This window comes from Xylanimonas allomyrinae (genome assembly GCF_004135345.1).
Classification (GTDB): domain Bacteria; phylum Actinomycetota; class Actinomycetes; order Actinomycetales; family Cellulomonadaceae; genus Xylanimonas; species Xylanimonas allomyrinae.
Genome location: NZ_CP035495.1, coordinates 1,337,383 through 1,354,773, shown reverse-complemented (window position 1 = coordinate 1,354,773; position 17,391 = coordinate 1,337,383). Strand labels below are relative to the sequence as shown.

At 71.5% G+C, this 17,391-nt stretch carries 20 protein-coding genes and 1 pseudogene; 14 read left to right on the top strand and 7 right to left on the bottom strand.

Annotated elements, in window-relative coordinates:
- The first annotated feature begins 320 nt into the window (after positions 1–320).
- The 10 genes from ET495_RS06205 to ET495_RS06160 all read left to right on the top strand — a co-directional run bounded on the left by ET495_RS06205 (position 321) and on the right by ET495_RS06160 (position 6,661).
- On the top strand, positions 321–614 hold the full coding sequence (locus tag ET495_RS06205; protein ID WP_129203496.1) for a hypothetical protein: 294 nt from the start codon (positions 321–323) through the stop codon (positions 612–614).
- Positions 611–1,003 carry a hypothetical protein gene (locus tag ET495_RS06200; RefSeq protein ID WP_129203494.1) on the top strand — a complete coding sequence of 131 codons (393 nt, stop codon included), beginning with the start codon at positions 611–613 and terminating at the stop codon, positions 1,001–1,003. Before ET495_RS06205 ends, ET495_RS06200 begins: the two co-directional genes overlap by 4 nt.
- The gene (locus ET495_RS06195; protein ID WP_129203492.1) at positions 1,000–3,246 is read left to right on the top strand and encodes a DUF3631 domain-containing protein; all 2,247 of its coding nucleotides are present in this window, start codon (positions 1,000–1,002) and stop codon (positions 3,244–3,246) included. The genes ET495_RS06200 and ET495_RS06195 overlap by 4 nt, the downstream gene beginning before the upstream one ends.
- Positions 3,243–3,602, top strand: coding sequence for a hypothetical protein (locus ET495_RS06190; RefSeq protein ID WP_129203490.1), 360 nt, complete (start codon positions 3,243–3,245; stop codon positions 3,600–3,602). Before ET495_RS06195 ends, ET495_RS06190 begins: the two co-directional genes overlap by 4 nt.
- On the top strand, positions 3,599–3,826 hold the full coding sequence (locus ET495_RS06185) for a hypothetical protein (RefSeq protein WP_129203488.1): 228 nt from the start codon (positions 3,599–3,601) through the stop codon (positions 3,824–3,826). Before ET495_RS06190 ends, ET495_RS06185 begins: the two co-directional genes overlap by 4 nt.
- 20 nt (positions 3,827–3,846) lie before the next feature.
- The gene (locus tag ET495_RS06180; protein ID WP_129203486.1) at positions 3,847–4,095 is read left to right on the top strand and encodes a hypothetical protein; all 249 of its coding nucleotides are present in this window, start codon (positions 3,847–3,849) and stop codon (positions 4,093–4,095) included.
- 179 nt (positions 4,096–4,274) lie between these two features.
- On the top strand, positions 4,275–5,207 hold the full coding sequence (locus ET495_RS06175) for a hypothetical protein (protein ID WP_129203484.1): 933 nt from the start codon (positions 4,275–4,277) through the stop codon (positions 5,205–5,207).
- Between the two features lie 87 nt (positions 5,208–5,294).
- On the top strand, positions 5,295–5,657 hold the full coding sequence (locus tag ET495_RS18065; RefSeq protein WP_211340923.1) for a phage terminase small subunit: 363 nt from the start codon (positions 5,295–5,297) through the stop codon (positions 5,655–5,657).
- Entirely contained in the window at positions 5,654–6,037 is a 384-nt protein-coding gene (locus tag ET495_RS06165) for a hypothetical protein (RefSeq protein ID WP_129203481.1), read from the top strand. Before ET495_RS18065 ends, ET495_RS06165 begins: the two co-directional genes overlap by 4 nt.
- Positions 6,038–6,172: 135 nt before the next feature.
- Positions 6,173–6,661 (top strand): hypothetical protein, encoded by a 489-nt coding sequence (locus tag ET495_RS06160; protein ID WP_129203479.1) that lies wholly within the window; start codon positions 6,173–6,175, stop codon positions 6,659–6,661.
- A gap of 595 nt (positions 6,662–7,256) precedes the next feature.
- Here the strand turns inward: ET495_RS06160 and ET495_RS06155 are convergent.
- The 4 genes from ET495_RS06155 to ET495_RS06140 form a co-directional block, all read right to left on the bottom strand.
- On the bottom strand, positions 7,257–7,535 hold the full coding sequence (locus ET495_RS06155) for a helix-turn-helix domain-containing protein (RefSeq protein WP_129203477.1): 279 nt from the start codon (positions 7,533–7,535) through the stop codon (positions 7,257–7,259).
- Positions 7,532–8,068: a hypothetical protein gene (locus ET495_RS06150; protein ID WP_129203475.1), complete on the bottom strand. Its 537-nt coding sequence runs from the start codon at positions 8,066–8,068 to the stop codon at positions 7,532–7,534. Before ET495_RS06150 ends, ET495_RS06155 begins: the two co-directional genes overlap by 4 nt.
- Positions 8,069–8,437: 369 nt before the next feature.
- On the bottom strand, positions 8,438–9,709 hold the full coding sequence (locus ET495_RS06145; RefSeq protein WP_162616383.1) for an FAD-binding oxidoreductase: 1,272 nt from the start codon (positions 9,707–9,709) through the stop codon (positions 8,438–8,440).
- Between the two features lie 178 nt (positions 9,710–9,887).
- Positions 9,888–10,094 carry a DUF7455 domain-containing protein gene (locus ET495_RS06140; protein WP_129203471.1) on the bottom strand — a complete coding sequence of 69 codons (207 nt, stop codon included), beginning with the start codon at positions 10,092–10,094 and terminating at the stop codon, positions 9,888–9,890.
- Positions 10,095–10,246: 152 nt separating this feature from the next.
- On the opposite strand from ET495_RS06140, the pseudogene ET495_RS06135 reads away from it, so the two are divergent.
- A pseudogene (locus tag ET495_RS06135) lies at positions 10,247–12,378 on the top strand (DNA gyrase/topoisomerase IV subunit B).
- Positions 12,379–12,441: 63 nt separating this feature from the next.
- Here the strand turns inward: ET495_RS06135 and ET495_RS06130 are convergent.
- The 3 genes from ET495_RS06130 to ET495_RS06120 all read right to left on the bottom strand — a co-directional run bounded on the left by ET495_RS06130 (position 12,442) and on the right by ET495_RS06120 (position 14,691).
- Entirely contained in the window at positions 12,442–12,708 is a 267-nt protein-coding gene (locus ET495_RS06130) for a transposase (protein WP_129203469.1), read from the bottom strand.
- 37 nt (positions 12,709–12,745) lie between these two features.
- On the bottom strand, positions 12,746–13,951 hold the full coding sequence (locus tag ET495_RS06125; protein ID WP_129190590.1) for an IS110 family RNA-guided transposase: 1,206 nt from the start codon (positions 13,949–13,951) through the stop codon (positions 12,746–12,748).
- A 278-nt stretch (positions 13,952–14,229) separates the two neighbouring features.
- A complete protein-coding gene (locus ET495_RS06120; RefSeq protein ID WP_245993342.1) occupies positions 14,230–14,691 on the bottom strand; it encodes a transposase in 462 nt (153 codons plus the stop codon).
- A gap of 171 nt (positions 14,692–14,862) precedes the next feature.
- On the opposite strand from ET495_RS06120, the gene ET495_RS06115 reads away from it, so the two are divergent.
- The 3 genes from ET495_RS06115 to ET495_RS06105 all read left to right on the top strand — a co-directional run bounded on the left by ET495_RS06115 (position 14,863) and on the right by ET495_RS06105 (position 17,365).
- The gene (locus ET495_RS06115) at positions 14,863–16,299 is read left to right on the top strand and encodes an RNA-guided endonuclease TnpB family protein (RefSeq protein ID WP_162616382.1); all 1,437 of its coding nucleotides are present in this window, start codon (positions 14,863–14,865) and stop codon (positions 16,297–16,299) included.
- Between the two features lie 68 nt (positions 16,300–16,367).
- On the top strand, positions 16,368–16,784 hold the full coding sequence (locus tag ET495_RS06110) for a DUF4430 domain-containing protein (RefSeq protein WP_162616381.1): 417 nt from the start codon (positions 16,368–16,370) through the stop codon (positions 16,782–16,784).
- Positions 16,784–17,365: a DUF6580 family putative transport protein gene (locus ET495_RS06105; protein ID WP_129203461.1), complete on the top strand. Its 582-nt coding sequence runs from the start codon at positions 16,784–16,786 to the stop codon at positions 17,363–17,365. Before ET495_RS06110 ends, ET495_RS06105 begins: the two co-directional genes overlap by 1 nt.
- Positions 17,366–17,391: the final 26 nt, after the last annotated feature.

Genomic DNA, 17,391 nt, shown 5'->3' with positions numbered 1-17,391 from the left:
CCCGCGCCCTGAACCTCGGTGACCTGTAGCCGCGACACGCCGAGCACTGTGCGGCGCGGCGAGTGGACAGCGCACGCCCTGATCGTGCATGGTGATCGTGTTCGAGAGAACACCAGCGAACCTGGGGCGGCAAGTGTCCGCGAGCGTGATGCTCAGGACTACGGCCCAGGCCCCCCGAGACGGGAGGCGCGACCGCGGCGCGATGCCAAGGTCGAGCCACTCCGAGGGGCGGTCGCGGCGCGATGCCACACACCGAGTAGCGAACGAGTCCAGATGACTCGTCCGTGCTCGGTGTTCGTGTTTCCAGAGGGAGACGCGAGATGGCCTCGCCCACCGCAACCGAGCGGCGCCTCGCCGCCAGCATCGCCGCCCACGAGTCATGGGCCGCGACCCCCGACCGATCCGCCCGCACTGCTCCTGCGCGTCGTGCGCTGGAAGACAAGTTCCTCGCCGAGGCCGGGGGCGACCCGCGGCGTGCGGAGCACCTGCGCCGCGCCTACTTCCAACGCCTCGCCCTGAAGTCCGCCCGCGCCCGCCGTCGCTCCCGCGAACTGGCCGCCGAGGCCGTCACCGCTGACGCCGAACTCGCCGCGCTGGGCGGTGACGCCTCGTGAACTACCCCAGACACGCCGACGCCCCCGGCCGGAGAACCGAGGGCGAAGGCTTCACAGATCAGGTGGGCGCCGGATCACTCCCGATTCTACCGACCGCCCCCGACGTCGACCACGACACGGCGGCCGTGTTCTTCAGGACGTCGTTCGCCGTGCTCGTGCGCGGCAAGTCCGTGCGCCGTCACCTGTACTTCAACCTTCCGGCCGCCGAGCGGGCCGTGAGGCGCGCCCTGGCACGAGGCGACCGCGCCGACCTGGTGCTCGTGCGGCTCGTGCCGGTGACCGCAACGACGAACCACCGGCCGCCGACAGCCGACGTTCCGTGCGAGGTCGCCCGCGACGACACCGGGCGCCTGGTGCCGAACGTGCTGCCCGAGGGGGTGGCCTGGTGACGGACTACACCATCGCCTTGCAGCCCCAGCATGCGGGGATGCTCGCGGCGTCGGGCATCGACCCGCAGACCGCGAACGCGCGGGGGTATCGCTCGATCGGCGACAAGGCGGTTCTCGAGCGCATCGGGATCACGCCGGCCGGTCGGCGCACGCCCGGCCTGCTGGTGCCCATGCGCCGCGCGGACGGGTCCGAGTGGGGTTTCCAGTACCGGCCCGACGACCCGCGCGAGCGCGGCGGCAAGCCGGTGAAGTACGAGACGCCGACCGGGCAGCGCAACGGCATCGACGTGCCGCCCGCGGCCCGCGCCGGGCTCGCCGACCTGACGCGCCCGCTGTGGGTCACCGAGGGGACGAAGAAGGCCGACGCCGCCGCCGCGCGCGGTCTGGTGTGCGTCGCGCTGCCGGGCGTGTGGTCGTGGAAGGGCAAGCCCGGCCGCACGAGTCACGAGACGAGCGTCGCGGTCGCCGACTGGGACGACATGGGACTCAAGGGCCGCGGGATCGTGCTCGCGTTCGACTCAGACGTCATGGTCAAGCCCGCTGTGCGCAAGGCCCTCGAAGCCCTCGCGGCCTATCTGCTGCACCGTGGCGTCGCCGAGGTCCGGTATCTGGTGCTGCCCGACGTCGGCGAGGGCAAGACCGGACTCGACGACTTCCTCGCCGAGCACGACGTCGACGAGCTGGGCCAGTACGTCCACAAGGCCATGCCCGAGCCGATCGCCGAGCAAGCCACTCAGGCTCAGCCGGCGCCCGCCCCGCGAGCGGCGTTCACCGGCGACCCGGCCCGGCTGCTCGACGACGTCGAGACGTTCGTGCGGCGGTTCTGCGTGCTGCCGTCTGACGAGGCATACGTCGCCGTCACGCTGTGGGCCGCGCACACCCACTTCATCGGTCTGCTGGACACCACCGGGCGACTTGCCTGCCTGAGCCCGGAGCCGGGAAGCGGCAAGACGCGCGTGCTCGAAGTGCTCGACACCGTCAGCTCGAACCCGCTGCTCGCGCTGGACCTGTCCATGTCGGCGTTCTTCCGCATCGTCAACGACAACCAGCCCACGATCTTGCTCGACGAGGTCGACGCGATCTTCACCGGCAAGTCAAAGTCCGAGGGCACCGAGGACCTGCGCCGCGTCATCAACAACGGCTACCGAACCGGCGCCGTGGTGCAGCGCGTCGGCGGGCAGAACCGCGACGAGGTGCAGTCGTTCCGCGTGTTCACGCCCGTGGCAATGGCCGGGCTCGGCAACCTGCCCGACACGCTCATGTCCCGCTCGATCATCCTGCGCATGAAGCGTCGCGCCCCCGGCGAGAGCGTCGAGCCTTGGCGCGACCGCATCCACCGCGCCGAGGGCAACACGCTGCAAGCCGACCTCGCCGCATGGGCTGGCGCCGTCGAGACGCTGCCCTACCCCGACTTGCCCGAGGGTGTCGCCGACCGTGACGCCGACGTGTGGGAGCCGCTGCTCATGGTCGCCGACCACGCCCGCGGCCACTGGCCCGACCGCGCCCGGCGGGCGTGTCTGCTGTTCATCGCCGACAAGCCGCTGTCGAGCGTGAGCCTCGGCGTCCGCCTGTTGGTCGACCTGCGCGCGGTGTGGCCCGTCGACCGCCCGACCATGTCGACCGCAGACCTGCTCCTGAGCCTCGGCGAGCTCGACGAGGCGCCGTGGGCCGACCTGTACGGGGAAGGGCTCAAGCCGCGCAAGCTCGCGCACCTGCTCGGCGAGTACGGCATACGCCCGACCGACGTCCGCACCCCGCTCGGTGTCCGCAAGGGATACCGACGCGAAGACCTGTGGGACGCATGGCAGCGATACGCCCCCACTCCTTCCGCGGAGAAGGGCGGCGTCCGCGACAAGGGCGACACCGCAGGTCACAGCGTCGCGGAAAGGGCGACACCATCCGCGACACCTGTCACGGAATCCGCGACACCCACGCAGAACCGCGACACCATCCGCGACACCCCGCAAGTCCCTGACCTGCGCGAACACCCGACCGTCGCGCATGTCGCGCATGTCGCGGACTCCCAGGAGACAAAGGGGGCGCCCACTGCCCTGTTCGATGTCGACCGGCCGACCCCCGCCCCGCCGACCCCGGCCCTCCGGCCCGTCGACATTCACGCCCTGCTCGCCCAGACCGAGCCGACCCCATCGTGCAGCCAGTGCGGCGAACCCCTCGCCGCGCCCGGCCTGCTCGCCCGCTGCCGCCCCGCCCACACCGCAACTCCCGAGAGGAAGTCAGCATGACCACCGAGAACCTGCCCGGCCGACTGCTCGTGACCGACACCGCCGGACTCCCGATCGCGTTCGTAGACGTCGACACCGTCCAGAGCCAGGCCATCCGGCTCGCCTACGACATGGCCGAGGCATGCCACGACCCCGACGCCCTCGACACCGTCGCCGCCCGGCACCTGACCGAAGCCGGGACCGACGCCTTCGGATACGTCGCCGCCGCCGCGCTGCGCATGCTCGCCCGCCACGTCCTCGACCCCGTCCTCGACGTGACCGACGCCCTGCACGACCACGGCCGCGGACCCCTCCAACACGACCTGCGCGCCGGTCTCGCCGACGCCGCCCGCAACGCTCGGCAGGAACTCTCGTGACCGGCCTCGCCGACCGGCTGCCGCCCGACGTCGCCGAGCGCCTGGCCGCGCTGACCGAACGCCCCCACAACTCGGTGCGCGACCGGCTCGTGCAGGCCGCCGCCGACGCACGCTGCGCCCTGTGCCTCGACCGGCTCGACGAGCCCGCACCCGCGTGCGCTGGGCAGCACGTCGGGCCCGCGCGCCGCAAGCGTCCCGCCCATGGCGCCCGGCGGTCACGGTGAGCGCGCCGCGCCCTACGGCGGTGATCGCCGCCCCAGACGGAGAGGCCCATCTGTACGCCCCGCCAGGGCACGGGCAGCCGTGGTCGGCGTTCGTGCTCGCCAAGGGGCAGGCGCGCGCCGTGTCGGTCGCATGGGTGACGCCGCGCGGGCGCCGGCCCCGCTGGACCTGTGAGCGCCACGGCGTCGGTTTCCGGCCCGACCACTGCCCGCATACCCGCGCCGCGCACATCGCCTGGCGCATCTACGAAGACGGAGACACCCATGACTGACGACCCGCTCGCCCGAGAGTTCGAGCGATACCTGGCGGCCCAGCGCCGCGACCCGGTTCGTATGGCGATCGCCAACCGTCCCCGACCGACGCCCCTGCCCTGAACGACGACGCCCTGACGGCCGCACTGTGCAAGGCCCTGGGAATCACGACAACCGACACCAGCAAGGAGACAGACCGATGAGCGCAACCACCCAACTCAACGTCCTGCACCGGCAGGCCGACGCCATGACCGCCCACGGCGGAACCGTGACCCAGCGGTTCGAAGCCATCCGCATGCGGTGGGAGAGCCTGTTCGTCGAGCCCGACCACGTCGCAAACCTCACCGCGAAGATCACCGGCGACCTCGACGCCGACCCTGGCGAGCTCGCAGCAGTGCTCGCAGCAGCGAACAACGCCGTCCTGGCCAGCGTCCAGCCCGCGCACGGGGCCGACGTACTCAACGCCGTCGCCGCCGGCGTCCTGCCGACCCAGCGCGCCGAGTGGGCCAAGACGCTCCCCGAGAACTACGCGCGGGCGGCCAAGGCGTACAACACGGCCGCCGCCGCACTGGTCAAGGTGATCGCCGCGGTTGACTTCGACGCACCACCCGAGACACTGCTGAGTGCTCCCGCGCGCGTCCGCGAGGCATGGGGGCAAGCGCCCGGCCTGGCCGCCCAGGTCGACACCGCCGCCGACGCCCTGTCACTCGTCGCTGCCGCCTGCGACGTCGACCCTGGTCCCGAAGGACTCGGCCTTCTTGCGCGCGTGCCCGAAAGCGCTGATCGCCGCAAGGTGTTCGAGGCGCTCGACGGCGAGCAGGGTCGCTTGGGTAAGTGGGGCACGCTCCACCGGCTCGGCGCCGAGCTCGTCGCCCCGAAGCCGTCACCGACGTTCGTCCATACCGACGACCGAAGCCGATCGAGACGCGCTACCTGCGAACCGCGACCGGTCTTCGACCCGTCGATTACGACCCCGAGACGAACGAACCCGCAGACGCGATCCCAGCCGCATCGCGCGGCTGGCTCTGAGGAACGCGCGGCCCCGACCTTCGGCGTCGGGGCCGCGCCGCTCACGTTCCAAGCCGCCACGTCGAGCCGCGCGCCCCGGTCGCGCCTGCACCCCAGGGGGTGACCCCTAGGCCGACCCGGCGCTGACCGCCGGGGAGGGCCGCGCGATGCGCGACGACCAGATAGACCCATCGCAGAGAGGGCAGAACTGATGCCAGGACCGACCCGCAATGCGGCCAAGCCCAACAGCCGGGCGCACCGCACACCCTCGACGACCGCAACGCGCGCGCTCGTGGTCCTGCCCGACTCGTGCGACCTGCCGGTGCCCCGACTCCCGCGTGGCCGCGAGTGGTCGGCCGAAGAGAAGCGGTTGTGGAAGGACTTGTGGACCTCCCCGCAGGCGAACGTGTGGGACGACTCGTACATCGCTGCCGTGGCCGCATACGTGTGCCACGCCTCGGCGATCTACCGTGACGCCGCATCAGCGTGGCAGGCCCAGGAGTTTCGCCACCTGGGCGACAAGCTCGGCCTGACCCCGGCCGGGATGCTCGCACTCGGGTGGGTCGTCGAGTGAGCCGCCGCGACGCCAAGAGGGCCAGGCGCGCCGGGTCGGCCGCCGACCTGTCGGCCGTCCCGCTCGCGCTGTCCTCCCGCCGCGACCCACTGTGGTCTGACGCCGAGGCCGTCGAGCGCCTGGCTACCCAGCTCGGGCTCGTGGTCGACGTCGGGCGCCCCCGGGCCTGGGTGCTCGCCGGACGGGAAGCCCCGACGCTCGCCGAGGCCCATCCGTGGCTGCGGTTCGACGCATTCCGCTCGGCGTGGTGCCTGGCCGCAGGCCTCGGCCTCCCCGAGCGCGTCGGCTACCTCGACCGGCGACGCTGCCAGGCAGCCAGCATCGACACGTCGTCGAGCAGGTGGGACGCGCCCGGGCGAGGGTGCCAGTGGGCGCCCTGACCTACGCCGACCCCGGCCTGCCGACACCGGCCAATGACCTACGCACCACTGTGGTCGTGAGCGTGAGGCGTGGCAGGCCACGTAGGGCGCCGAACCCCAGCGGATCGCAACGGCGACTCGCTAGAGTCCGTCGCCGTGGCTCAGTCTCCCCCCGCATTGGCCCTTGTCCTCGGATCGCTCCCGGCGGTCGCAGCGCTGCTCAAGGTCGTGTGGCCCACCGGGGAACGCGCGCTCCACCAGCGCGTTCGACGGCTTGCCGAGATCGCTGGGCTCTTGCCGGAGGGCGAGGCAAGAGAGGCCGTGGAACAGCAGGTTGGGCTGCTCGCCCAGGAGCTCGCCTTCAGGGAGAGCGCTCGTGCGCGCCGGCGCCTGGAAGGCCCCACCGTTGCCGCCGTCGTCGTCGTCGCGCTCGTCTTCGGGAGCATCACGGTAGTGCTCTGGCGGACGGAGAGTCCCTGGCTCCGCGGTGTAGCACTACTGCTCGCGGCCTTCGGCGCTGCGCTCATGTTCACAGGAATACTGCAGGCGCGACCCGTCGCGAAGGGTTTCCGGTTCCAGGACCCTGAGACCATCGACAGCAAGCAGTCGCGGTCGAAGTCAACGCGATCGAAGCCGAACGGGTGACAGCTGAACAAGGGCGGGCGGGCGCCCGAGGGCAGCCTCCGAAACCTCGTCCATCTTGGACGAGGTTTCCCCCGCCGCCCGCGCCACCCGCAAGGTCGCCGCGATCGGCACCGTCCGTGGCCGTTACGGCCACGGCTGCCACGAACCCTCCGCCAAGTTAGCGGAGGGTTCGCATTTGAGATGCGGGCCTTCCTCGCGGCGCTGGCAGAGCGGACGCGCTGCGCGCGACTGGCCTTGCAAGATCCCCCACCCCAGAAGTTCGCCCAGATACCAGCTCTCGCGCTATCTGATCCACGCCGAGTAGCGCCCCGTCGTCACGACGGCGCGCTGTGCTCGGACCTCACGCGACCCCGGCCGGGACGCTCACGAGAGGCAGGGTGCTTGTACCGCGCACCTACGGCCCACGCCCCGCAGCGTGGGAGAGACGGGCGTCGACTGATTACGGCTCAGCGACGTGACGAGCGAGGCCGACCACGGCGTTGACCACCGTGGCTGTGAGTACGGCTGTGCCGCCTTGTGGGAGGCGCAGGGAGGGCCAGAGACGGCCGCTCAGAGCCGCCGAGGGTGTCTGCCAGGCAGACACCCTCGGCGACGCTCAACGGTCGTTTCCGCCGTGCTCGTGCAAGCGGGTCGGTGTGCCGTCGTCGGTCCTGCCAGGCTCGGGGCCAGGCGCGGGCGCACGGTCGGCGAGAGCGTCAGCCAAGACCGTGGCAACCTCCCCGAGCCATGCGGGCGTTGCTCTCGCGTCACCGGCCTCGACGCGGGCGAGGAACGCGGGCGCCACTCCGGCGCGACGGGCTGTCTCGTCGACCGTCAGGCCCACCGACTGCCGCAGCCACGCCAGGGCGACCCCGGGAACCGCCAGCGCGCTCACCGGGGGCCGCCGTCGAGCGCGTCGGCGAGAGCAGCAAGGTTCAAGTTCAAGGCGCGAACTTGAACGGCGATCCCCGCCGGAGTCTCGGCCTCGAAGTCACCCGAAGAGTTCGGCAGGTCGAGCGAGAGCGTCGTCAGCGTCCTCGACCCATCCGGGTCGAGGTACTCGACCGCACCGACGATCACCCCGCCACGAACGGCCGAGTGCATCACCGCGATGTCTCCCGGCGACGTCTCCCCGTCGAAGCCGCCGTGCGAGCGATCGCACCACGCCGGGCAGTTCGGCTCAGGCATCGGCGCGCCGTCGAGCAGCTCGAGCGCCAACGGCGCGCCGCCGTCAGCGACGAACGCGACACCGGCGCTCTCGCCGTCGAGGTCGACCGTCACGACCTGGCGTGCAGGCACGATCACTACGCCGGCGCCGTCGAGCCGGGCCAGGTATGCCCGAGCCTCACGCACCACGCCCACGCGGCCGGCGCTGCTGGCCGACGTCGAGCGCACACGATCGCCGGGCCGGAACGTCAGCGCGCTCACCGCGCACCACCGCGGCCGACCAAGGCCAGCACGTCCGCGACGGCGGCCTCGAAAGACAGGAGTTCCGCGAGCTCGACGTCGAGCGGGTCGCGGTCTGTAGGGTTGCTGTTCATGGCCGAACCTCCTGCGAAGGTTCCTGGCCTAGGCCCGGGGGAGTGTTGACGCGCTCTCTCGGGCCGCATTCTCAGGCCAGGATATTTCGCACCACAGCGCTTGTGACCTGGCCTAACGTTCCCAGCGGTTCCGCTGGTCGCGCACAGCGCACAAGCGGCCCTACTGCGCGACTACCTGGACTGACCAGCCCGGGACAGATGCTCGGTGAAGGCCCGCACCCCCGTCGGGGGTGCGGGCCTTCCTGCTGTGGGGTGCTCAGGACGACACCGGTCCGGGTTCCCACGGCGCTGCCAGGACGCCGTCGGGGTCGAGCCGACCACGCAGCGCAGTGAGCAGGGAGAACGCCTTCTCACCCCATCCCACGCGCAGGGCGCGAGCCGTGCGGGCGTCGCGCGGATCGTCGAGATCGAGGGAGGTGCCACCGGTGGCCCAAGGGTCGAGCGCGTCGGCAAGCGTGTCGGCGTCGGCCTGTGCGGCCGCGACGGCGCGCACGCTGAACGCGGCACGCCGACCAGGTACGCAGCCGGGGACGGGGGCGCGGCGACTCATCGCACCGCCCCGCAGGCGCACCTCGGCACAGGTGCCGGGAGGTGCGGCGCGGACTGCTTCCGCGAGGCGGTCGACGGCGTCCGGGTGCAGGGCGTCCAGGAGCGCGCCGCGCACGAAACCGACCCGGGGTGCGTCCGCGTTCGGATGAGGGCGCGACCCGCGGCGGTGCACGTCGGCCACGGTGACGGCCGCCGGTGCGGGGAGCACCTCGCGCAGCTCCTCCAGGAGCGCCGTGCCGTCGGCGCGAGGACCTGCGTGAGCGAACCACAGGTCGAGCGCAAGCCCGTCCGCGCACGCGACGACCGTCGCGCGCGTCGACATCGACTCCGGCAGGCCGACCAACCACGTGCGCCAGCGATGCAGGAGGTCGGCCACCGCGTCGGCCGGCCGCGGGGAGAACCGCCAGCTTCCGGCCTGGAGCGCGTCGAGGGGGACCACGCCGAGGATCATCCCCGTCGCCACCCCGAGCCCCGCAGCGCCTCCGCGCAGCGCGGAGAAGAGGTCGGGGTCTGCCTCGGGGGTCACGGCGCGGACGGCGCCGTCGGGCGTCACGATGTCGATGCACAGCACGTGGTCGGACGCGAGCCCGAACGTGCGTGCGAGCGGGCTCACCGCGCCGACGAGGGTCTCGGCGACCGCGCTGCGGGTCCGGTCCTCGCTCGCGAGCGAGGCCAGGCCGTGCGGGGCCGTGCTGGCGACGAGCCGGTTCCAGCGAACGCCTGCGCCGACCCGGACCGTGCGGTCGGCCGGGCTCACGGTCGTCGCGTCGAACGCGGACAGGTCGAGGAGCAGCGTGCCCGACCCGGCAGGGGGCGTCGTCGTCACGCGCAGTCCGGCGGACGCCGCATGACGCAGCGCGTGGACGACGTCCTGGGCGGAGGTGACGGCCACGCGGGCAGCCGAAGCCGGGTCGCGGCCGGGCTCGACGGCACGCGCCTCGTGCGAACCGGTGCTCTGGACGGCCTCGGGCGACGGCATGCGACCTCCCCGCATCGTGATGCGCTCACCGGGAGAGAGGATCGCGTCAGCCGTTCGTGACATGCCCGCGACATGCCCGTGACATGCCCGCACAGCCCGCGCAACTGCCCGCACAGCTGCCCGAGCAACGAGAGGCCCACACCCGTGGCGGGTGCGGGCCTCTCGAGTGACGGCGGGGTCAGCGGGCGCCGTGCTCCGCCAGCAGCCTGTCGGTCTCGTCCTGCACTGCTGTCGCGATGTCGGCGTAGGCCGGTGCGTGCTCGCGTGAGTGGTGGCCGCAGAAGAGCAGCTCGCCCACGGGCAGGACCACGCGGACGTACGCCTGAGCACCGCAGCGGTCGCAGCGGTCGGCGGCGGTGAGCGGTTCGGTCGTCAAAGTGGTCACGAGAGAATCCAACCATCCGTGCGCCGGTCCATTCCCCGTCAGCGGGCCCGGTTCGCCAGGGGCGTAGCGAAGGGGACGGCCCTGCGTGACCGGCTGGCGCGGGGCGGGGCGCCTGCGCGGGCCTGTCGGCGGCGTCGTCTACCCTGCAAGGCGTGACCACAACCGCCTCCCCGGAATCGAGCTACACCGCCCGGCACCTCTCCGTCCTGGAGGGGCTGGAAGCGGTGCGAAAGCGGCCGGGCATGTACATCGGGTCGACGGACTCGCGCGGCCTCATGCACTGCCTCTGGGAAATCATCGACAACTCCGTCGACGAAGCGCTCGGCGGGTTCGCGAAGCACATCGGGATCGTGCTGCACGCCGACACCTCCGTCACCGTCACCGACGACGGTCGCGGCATCCCCGTGGACGTCGAGCCCAAGACGGGGCTGACGGGCGTCGAGGTCGTCTTCACGAAGCTCCATGCAGGCGGGAAGTTCGGCGGCGGGTCGTACACCGCGTCGGGCGGGCTGCACGGCGTCGGCGCGTCGGTGGTCAACGCGTTGTCCGCGCGCCTCGACGTCGAGGTGGACCGCGGCAGCAAGACCCACCGCATGACGTTCCACCGCGGCGAGCCGGGCACCTTCGCCGACGGGCCCGCGGGGCCGTCGCCCGAGTCGGTCTTCGCGCCGTTCGTCGACCACAGCGAGCTTGCGGTGGTCGGGCGCACCAAGCGGGGGGCCACGGGCACCCGTGTGCGGTACTGGGCGGACCGGCAGATCTTCCCGACATCGGCGGTGTTCAGCTACGACGAGCTGGTCACCCGGGTGCGGCAGACGACGTTCCTCGTGCCCGGTCTCGAGATCACGGTGCGCGACGAGCGCGGGCTGCCCGGGACGCCGGGGGAGTCGGGGCCGCACGAGGAGGTCTTCCAGCACTCCGGCGGCGCCGTCGACTTCGTCGACTTCCTCGCGCCGGACACGCCTGTCACGGCGACCTGGACGCTGCGCGGGCACGAGACGTTCACCGAGACGGTCCCGGTGCTCGACGAGCGCGGGCACATGACGCCGCGCGAGGTGCAGCGCGACTGCGAGGTCGACGTCGCGCTGCGCTGGGGCACCGGCTACGAGACCGAGGTGCGCACCTTCGTCAACATCATCGCCACCCCGAAGGGCGGCGCTCACCTGTCCGGGTTCGAGCAGGGGCTGCTCAAGGTCGTGCGTAAGCAGATCGAGGCCAACGCCCGGCGCCTGAAGATCACCGCGAAGGACGGCGGCGAGCGCATCGAGAAGGACGACATCATGGCCGGGATGACGGCCGTGGTCACGGTGCGACTGGCTGAGCCGCAGTTCGAGGGCCAGACCAAGGAGGTGCTGGGCACGGCCCCGTGCGTGCCATCGTGGCCCGCGTCGTCGAGAAGGAGCTCGGCGCGATCCTCACGTCGACCAAGCGCGACGACAAGGCGCAGGCGTCGCTGCTGCTCGACAAGGTCGTGGCGGAGATGCGCGCGCGGGTGACCGCGCGCAAGCAGAAGGAGATCTCCCGGCGCAAGAACGCGCTGGAGACGTCGTCGCTGCCGGCCAAGCTTGCCGACTGCCGGTCGGACGACGTCGAACGGTCCGAGCTGTTCATCGTGGAGGGTGACTCGGCGCTGGGCACCGCCAAGCTCGCGCGCTCCAGCGACTTCCAGGCGCTGCTGCCGATCCGCGGCAAGATCCTCAACGTCCAGAAGGCGTCGATCAGCGACATGCTGCGCAACGCCGAGTGCGCCGCCATCATCCAGGTGATCGGCGCGGGCTCGGGGCGGTCCTTCGATCTCGAGGGGGCGCGCTACGGGAAGATCGTGCTGATGACCGACGCCGACGTCGACGGCGCACACATCCGCACCCTGCTGCTGACCCTGTTCTACCGCTACATGCGGCCTCTCGTGGAGGACGGACGCGTCTACGCGGCGGTGCCGCCGCTGCACCGCGTCGAGGTGATCGGCGGGCGAGGCAAGCCCAACGAGTACGTGTACACGTACTCGGAGGCCGAGCTGCAGGCGACGCTCAAGCGTCTGGAGCGGGCGGGCAAGCGCTACAAGGACGACATCCAGCGGTACAAGGGCCTGGGCGAGATGGATGCCGACCAGCTCGCGGAGACGACCATGGACCCGCGCCACCGCACGCTGCGCAGGGTGCGCGCCGAAGACGCCGAGGCGGCTGAGCGGGTGTTCGAACTGCTCATGGGCTCGGACGTCGCACCGCGCAAGGACTTCATCGTGGCGGGCGCCGGGGCGCTCGACCGGTCGAAGATCGACGCATAGGTGCCGCGCCCGCGAGACGCCCGACAGCTTCCGACCTGCCTTTGCCTAAAGCCTGTCGAACAACTACCCGCAGCGGTCGAGCCGGCGCAGGAGTAGCTGGATCTGGGACAGGATGACGAATGCTTCGTGGGCGGTGAGGGTGGCTTCGTACTGCCGTACGAGGCGGCGATGCCGGTTGATCCGCCCGTTCGTCCGCTCGACCACCCGCCGGTGTGGTTGAACGATGAAACCGCTGGCAGGCTTGGGGCCGGAGACGATCTGAAGCTGGATCCCAGCCTTTGCCGCAGCGTCAGCGGGCGCCTGGCCGGTGTAGCCCTTGTCGGCCCACACGTGCGCTACGGGGGGGTGCCCCTATCTCCTTCGGGTGTCAAGCGGCGGCGGGTCGGGTGGCTGTGGGCGGGTCGTAGAAGGCGCCGTCGCGGAGCATGGCGAACAGGACGTCGCAGCGTCGGCGGGCGAGGGCGAGTAGGGCTTGGGTGTGGGTCTTGCCTTGGGCGCGTTTGCGGTCGTAGTAGGCCCGGGACCTGGGGTCGCGGAGGGCGGCGAAGGCGGAGAGGAACAGGGCGCGTTTGAGGATCTTGTTGCCGCGCCGGGAGGTGTGCTCGCCGCGGATCGATGACCCAGAGCGCCAGGTCACGGGGGCAAGGCCGGCGTAGGCGGCCAGGTGCCCGGCGGTGGGGAAGGTCTTGCCGACGACCTCGGTCAGCAAGCGGGCCGCTGTCCTGACTCCGACTGCTGGCATCGAGGTCAGGACTGGGGAAAGAGGGTGGGCCTCCACGAGGGCCTCGACCTGTTCGGCGACGTCGTCACGTTGTGCGCGCAGCAGCTCGAGCTGCTTGGCCAGGCGGGGGATGACGGCCCCGGCCGCGTCCGTGCCCGCCACGACGACGGTCTGCTCGCCCAGGGCGGTGAAGACCGTCTCGGCCCACCGCGCCCCAGCCCTGGGGGCGCGCTTGCGCAGACGGTCGGCGACCTGCCTCTTGCCGGCCTTCTGGAGCGCGGCGGGTGTGCCCCAGCGGGCCAGGAGGTCGACCATCGCGGGGTGGTCCAGGTGCGGGCCGACCGCTCGTTCGAGGGCGGGGTGGATCTGGGTGAGCAGCCCGCGGATCCGGTTGGTCACTCTCGTGATCTCGCCGGTCAGGTCGTCGTCGAAGCCGCACAGCATCGTCAGCTCGGCGACCTGCTCGTCGCCGAGGTCGACGCTGCGCAGAGTGTGCGGCATCGTGCGGGCCGTCTCCGCGATGATCAGCGCGTCGCGGGCGTCGGTCTTCGCCTCTCCGGGGTGCAGGTCCGCCACACGCCTCATCGTCAGGCCCGGCAGGTAGCCGACGGTCACACCCTGGGCTTGGGCGACCGCGACGGGCAGCGCGCCGATCGTGGCCGGCTGGTCCACCACGAGGAGGACCCGGCCGCGGTCCATGAGCGGCTCGAGCAGCGCCCGCAGCCTCGCCTCGGAGTTCGGCAGCGGCTTGTCGAACAGCCTCTCGCCCGCCTTGTCGAGGGCGACGGCGTGGTGCTCACCCTTGCCGACGTCCAGGCCAATGAAGACCGCGATGTCGTCGTACCCAACGATCTGCGAGACCACCTGTGCATCCTCCCAGCCGGACCGACACGAGGCGGTGGTCGACCGGCAGGACGTCTCGGCATCCACATTACGAGCGACCTGAGCGGCGCCGACGCGCCCCTCTAGCCTTGCCCCTATCAGCGATGACGACCTGCCAGCCGAGCCCGGTGACAACACCCCCCGGATCATGTCTCGCGACAGGGGGCAGCAATCATGCCGGGCCCGGCGGCCACCACGCGCATCCTCACGCGGCAACCCGGTCAAGAACCGGAGCCTCGCAGGACCCGCTAGGAAGTAATGGGGCAGGGGTTCTTTGCGAGGAGGTCGGCGAACGCGACCCGGTCCTGGATGTTCGCTGCGGTCAGGTGGGCGGCCAGGAGCCGTCCGGCGGTGTCGACGAGGATGTGGCGTTTGATCCCGTCGACCTTCTTCGCGCCGTCGAAGCCGCGCTCGCCGGGCACCGGGGTGGACTTGACGGACGAGGAGTCGACAACGGCCGCCGTCGGCCGCTGGTCGCGGCCGTCTTGGACGCGGTCCTCGGCGCGCAGGACAGCGAGGACCTGCTCCCACAGCCGTCTGTTCGTCCATCTGGTGAAGTGCTTGTGCGTCGCGGACCAGGTGATGGTGAAGTCGTGCGGGAGCGCCCGCCACGGGATGCCCGTGGTCACGACGAACAGCAGCGCGTCGACGTACTCACGCCACCGGTGCTCACGGCACGGCCGCCCGCCACGGGTGTGGGCTGGGATCACGAGCGCGCTGATCCGCGACCATGCGGTGTCGGTCAGGTCGGACGGGTACTGGCGGCGCGGGCGGGAGCGGTCACACCCACGGCATCGTCGCCGTCAGGCCTGACATCCCTGGTCGTGTCTGTGCCCGCCGGTAGCGTCCTGGTCGTGGCCCGGCATACGACGTTCCAGTTGGTGGCTGACCCCACCGCGGAGCAGGCGCGTGCCCTGGCCCGGCACGAGGGCGCCGCACGGTTCGCGTTCAACCAGGGCCTGCGACTGCACCTGAACGCCCGCCAGGCATCCAGGAACGCCACCGAGGTGCTCACCGGCGACGACCCCGACGCGGTGTTGGTCCCGTGGACGGGGTTCGACCTCATCAACGCGTTCAACGCGTGGAAGAAGACCGAGGACGCCGGCCGCTGCTTCGTCGTCGCCGCCGACGGGACTGCTGATCTGGAGGTCACAGGTCTTGTGTGGCGCTCGGAGGTATCCGCGCAGGTCTTCGAGGAAGCCGTCGTCGACCTCGGCAAAGCACTGGGGGCGTGGACCAGCTCCCGGCGCGGCAAGCGCGCCGGCCGGCCGGTCGGGCACCCACGGTTCAAGAAGAAGAACTACGAGCGCGGCTCATTCCGCCTGCGCAACAAGACCTCCAAGACGAGGACCGGCCAGCGGACCACGATCCGTCTCGGCGAGGCCGGTCCCCGCTCGGTCACGCTGCCCGGGATCGGCGCCATCAAGGTCCACGACGACACCCGCCGCCTGCGGCGCATGCTCGCCAAGGGCCGGGCACGGATCTTGTTCGCAACCGTCTCGCGGCGTGGCGGCCGGTGGCGCATCAGCTTGAACGTCGAAGCCGCCGACCTGCACCCCGCCGCCCAGCACCCCGCCCGTGACGACGCCGATCACGCTGGGTGGGCCGGTGTGGACCGCGGGCTGCACGCACCCGTCGTCGCCGCTACCCGCGATGGCAGCGAGGTGCTGCGTGTGGCCACGGCACCCAAAGCGTTGCTTACCGCGCAACCGGTCACCCGGCGACTCCAGAAGTCGGTGTCTCGCAAGGTCAAGGGCTCCGCCAGCCGGCGTGCCGCCGTGCGCCGCCTCGCCCGTCACCACGAGCGGGTCCGTGCCCGCCGTCACCACTTCCTGCACCAGGTCTCGAACTCGTTGGTCCAGACCCACGACCGGCTCGTCATCGAAGACCTCAACATCACCGGCATGCTCGCCAACCACCGGCTCGCCGCAGCGATCTCCGATGCGGCCTGGGGTGAGCTCGCCCGCCAACTGCGCTACAAGATGGCCTGGCGCGGCGGGCAAGTCGTCACAGCGGACCGGTGGTTCCCCTCGTCGAAGACCTGCTCGGCCTGCGGTGATGTGAAGACCACGCTCACCCTCGGCGACCGCGTCTTCACCTGTGAGAACGAGGACTGCGGGCTGACGATCGATCGCGACCGCAACGCCGCGATCAACCTCGCCACCTGGGGCGAACAGCACCACACCACCCAGGTCCTGGACCCCGAAGCACGAGGCCAGGTCACCAACGCCCACCGACCAGACGGCTCTGGCCCGCGCACACGCGCAGACGAAACCAGCCGGGATGACGTGGGAACCCTCACCGCCACCGCGGCATAAGGACGTCCGAGAAGGACGCTGCCGTACACCTCACCGAGGTTGTTCGACAGGCTTTAGACTCGCGCCTTGTGAAGACACGAGCCCTCCTGACCCGTGCCCTGGCCCTACCGACCGCCGGGGTGCTCGCGCTCGGGCTCCCCGCGGGCTGCTCGGGGGACGGGGCCGGGATCGACGAGCCAGCGCCCGGCCAGACTTCCGCATCGGACGGGACCGGCCTGACCACGTCGGCCGACGGCACCGAGGTCTCCTACCAGGGCGTCGCGGGCAAGACGGCTCTGGAGTGGCTGCTCGCGCTCGACCCGCAGGCATTCGCCGACGGCGAGGGCGCCAACGCGTTCGTCACGACGATCGGCGGTCGCGCATCCGACCAGTCCAAGAACGAGTTCTGGGCGTTCTACGTCAACGGTGAGCAGGCCCAGGTGGGCGCCGGCTCCTACGTCATGAAGGACGGCGACGAGATCACCTGGAAGCTGGAGACGTACTGATGCGCGACCTGACCCTGACAGACCTGGCCCGCCGCTGGTGGCGGCCCGCAGTCGCCGTCACAGCCGTCGTGCTGGCCGTCGTCTGGCGACTCGTGAAGAACGACCTGGGTGCCCCGCCCAACCTTGAGCTGTCGACCGCCGCCGCGTTCCTCGCCGCAGGCGTGCTGCGCCACCGTGCCGCAGCCCTCGCGCCGCTCGGAGTGGTCGCCGCCAGCGACCTCCTGCTGGGAAACACCTCGATCCTCGCGTTCACGTGGAGCGCGTGGGCGGTGATCGGCCTCGGCTCGTTGCTCACGCGCCGCACGGCCGGCTGGAGACGGTTCGCCGCCTCGGTCGCGTTCGGCGTCGGCGGCACGGCCGTGTTCTTCCTGTGGACCAACTCCGGCGTGTGGGCGCTCGGGTCCGGGGCCCTGTACCCCCGCGGCTGGGACGGGCTGCTCGCGAGCTACACGGCAGGCCTGCCGTTCCTGCGCCCGCAGCTGCTCGGCAACCTCGTCCTCGTGCCGGCGGCAGCCGGCGTCGTGGCGCTCGTCGAACGTCTGGAGCGGGCGCGCGTCGCGGCGGTCGTGCCCGTCGGCTGAGCGGGGCCGGCCGCAACGGAGCCGGT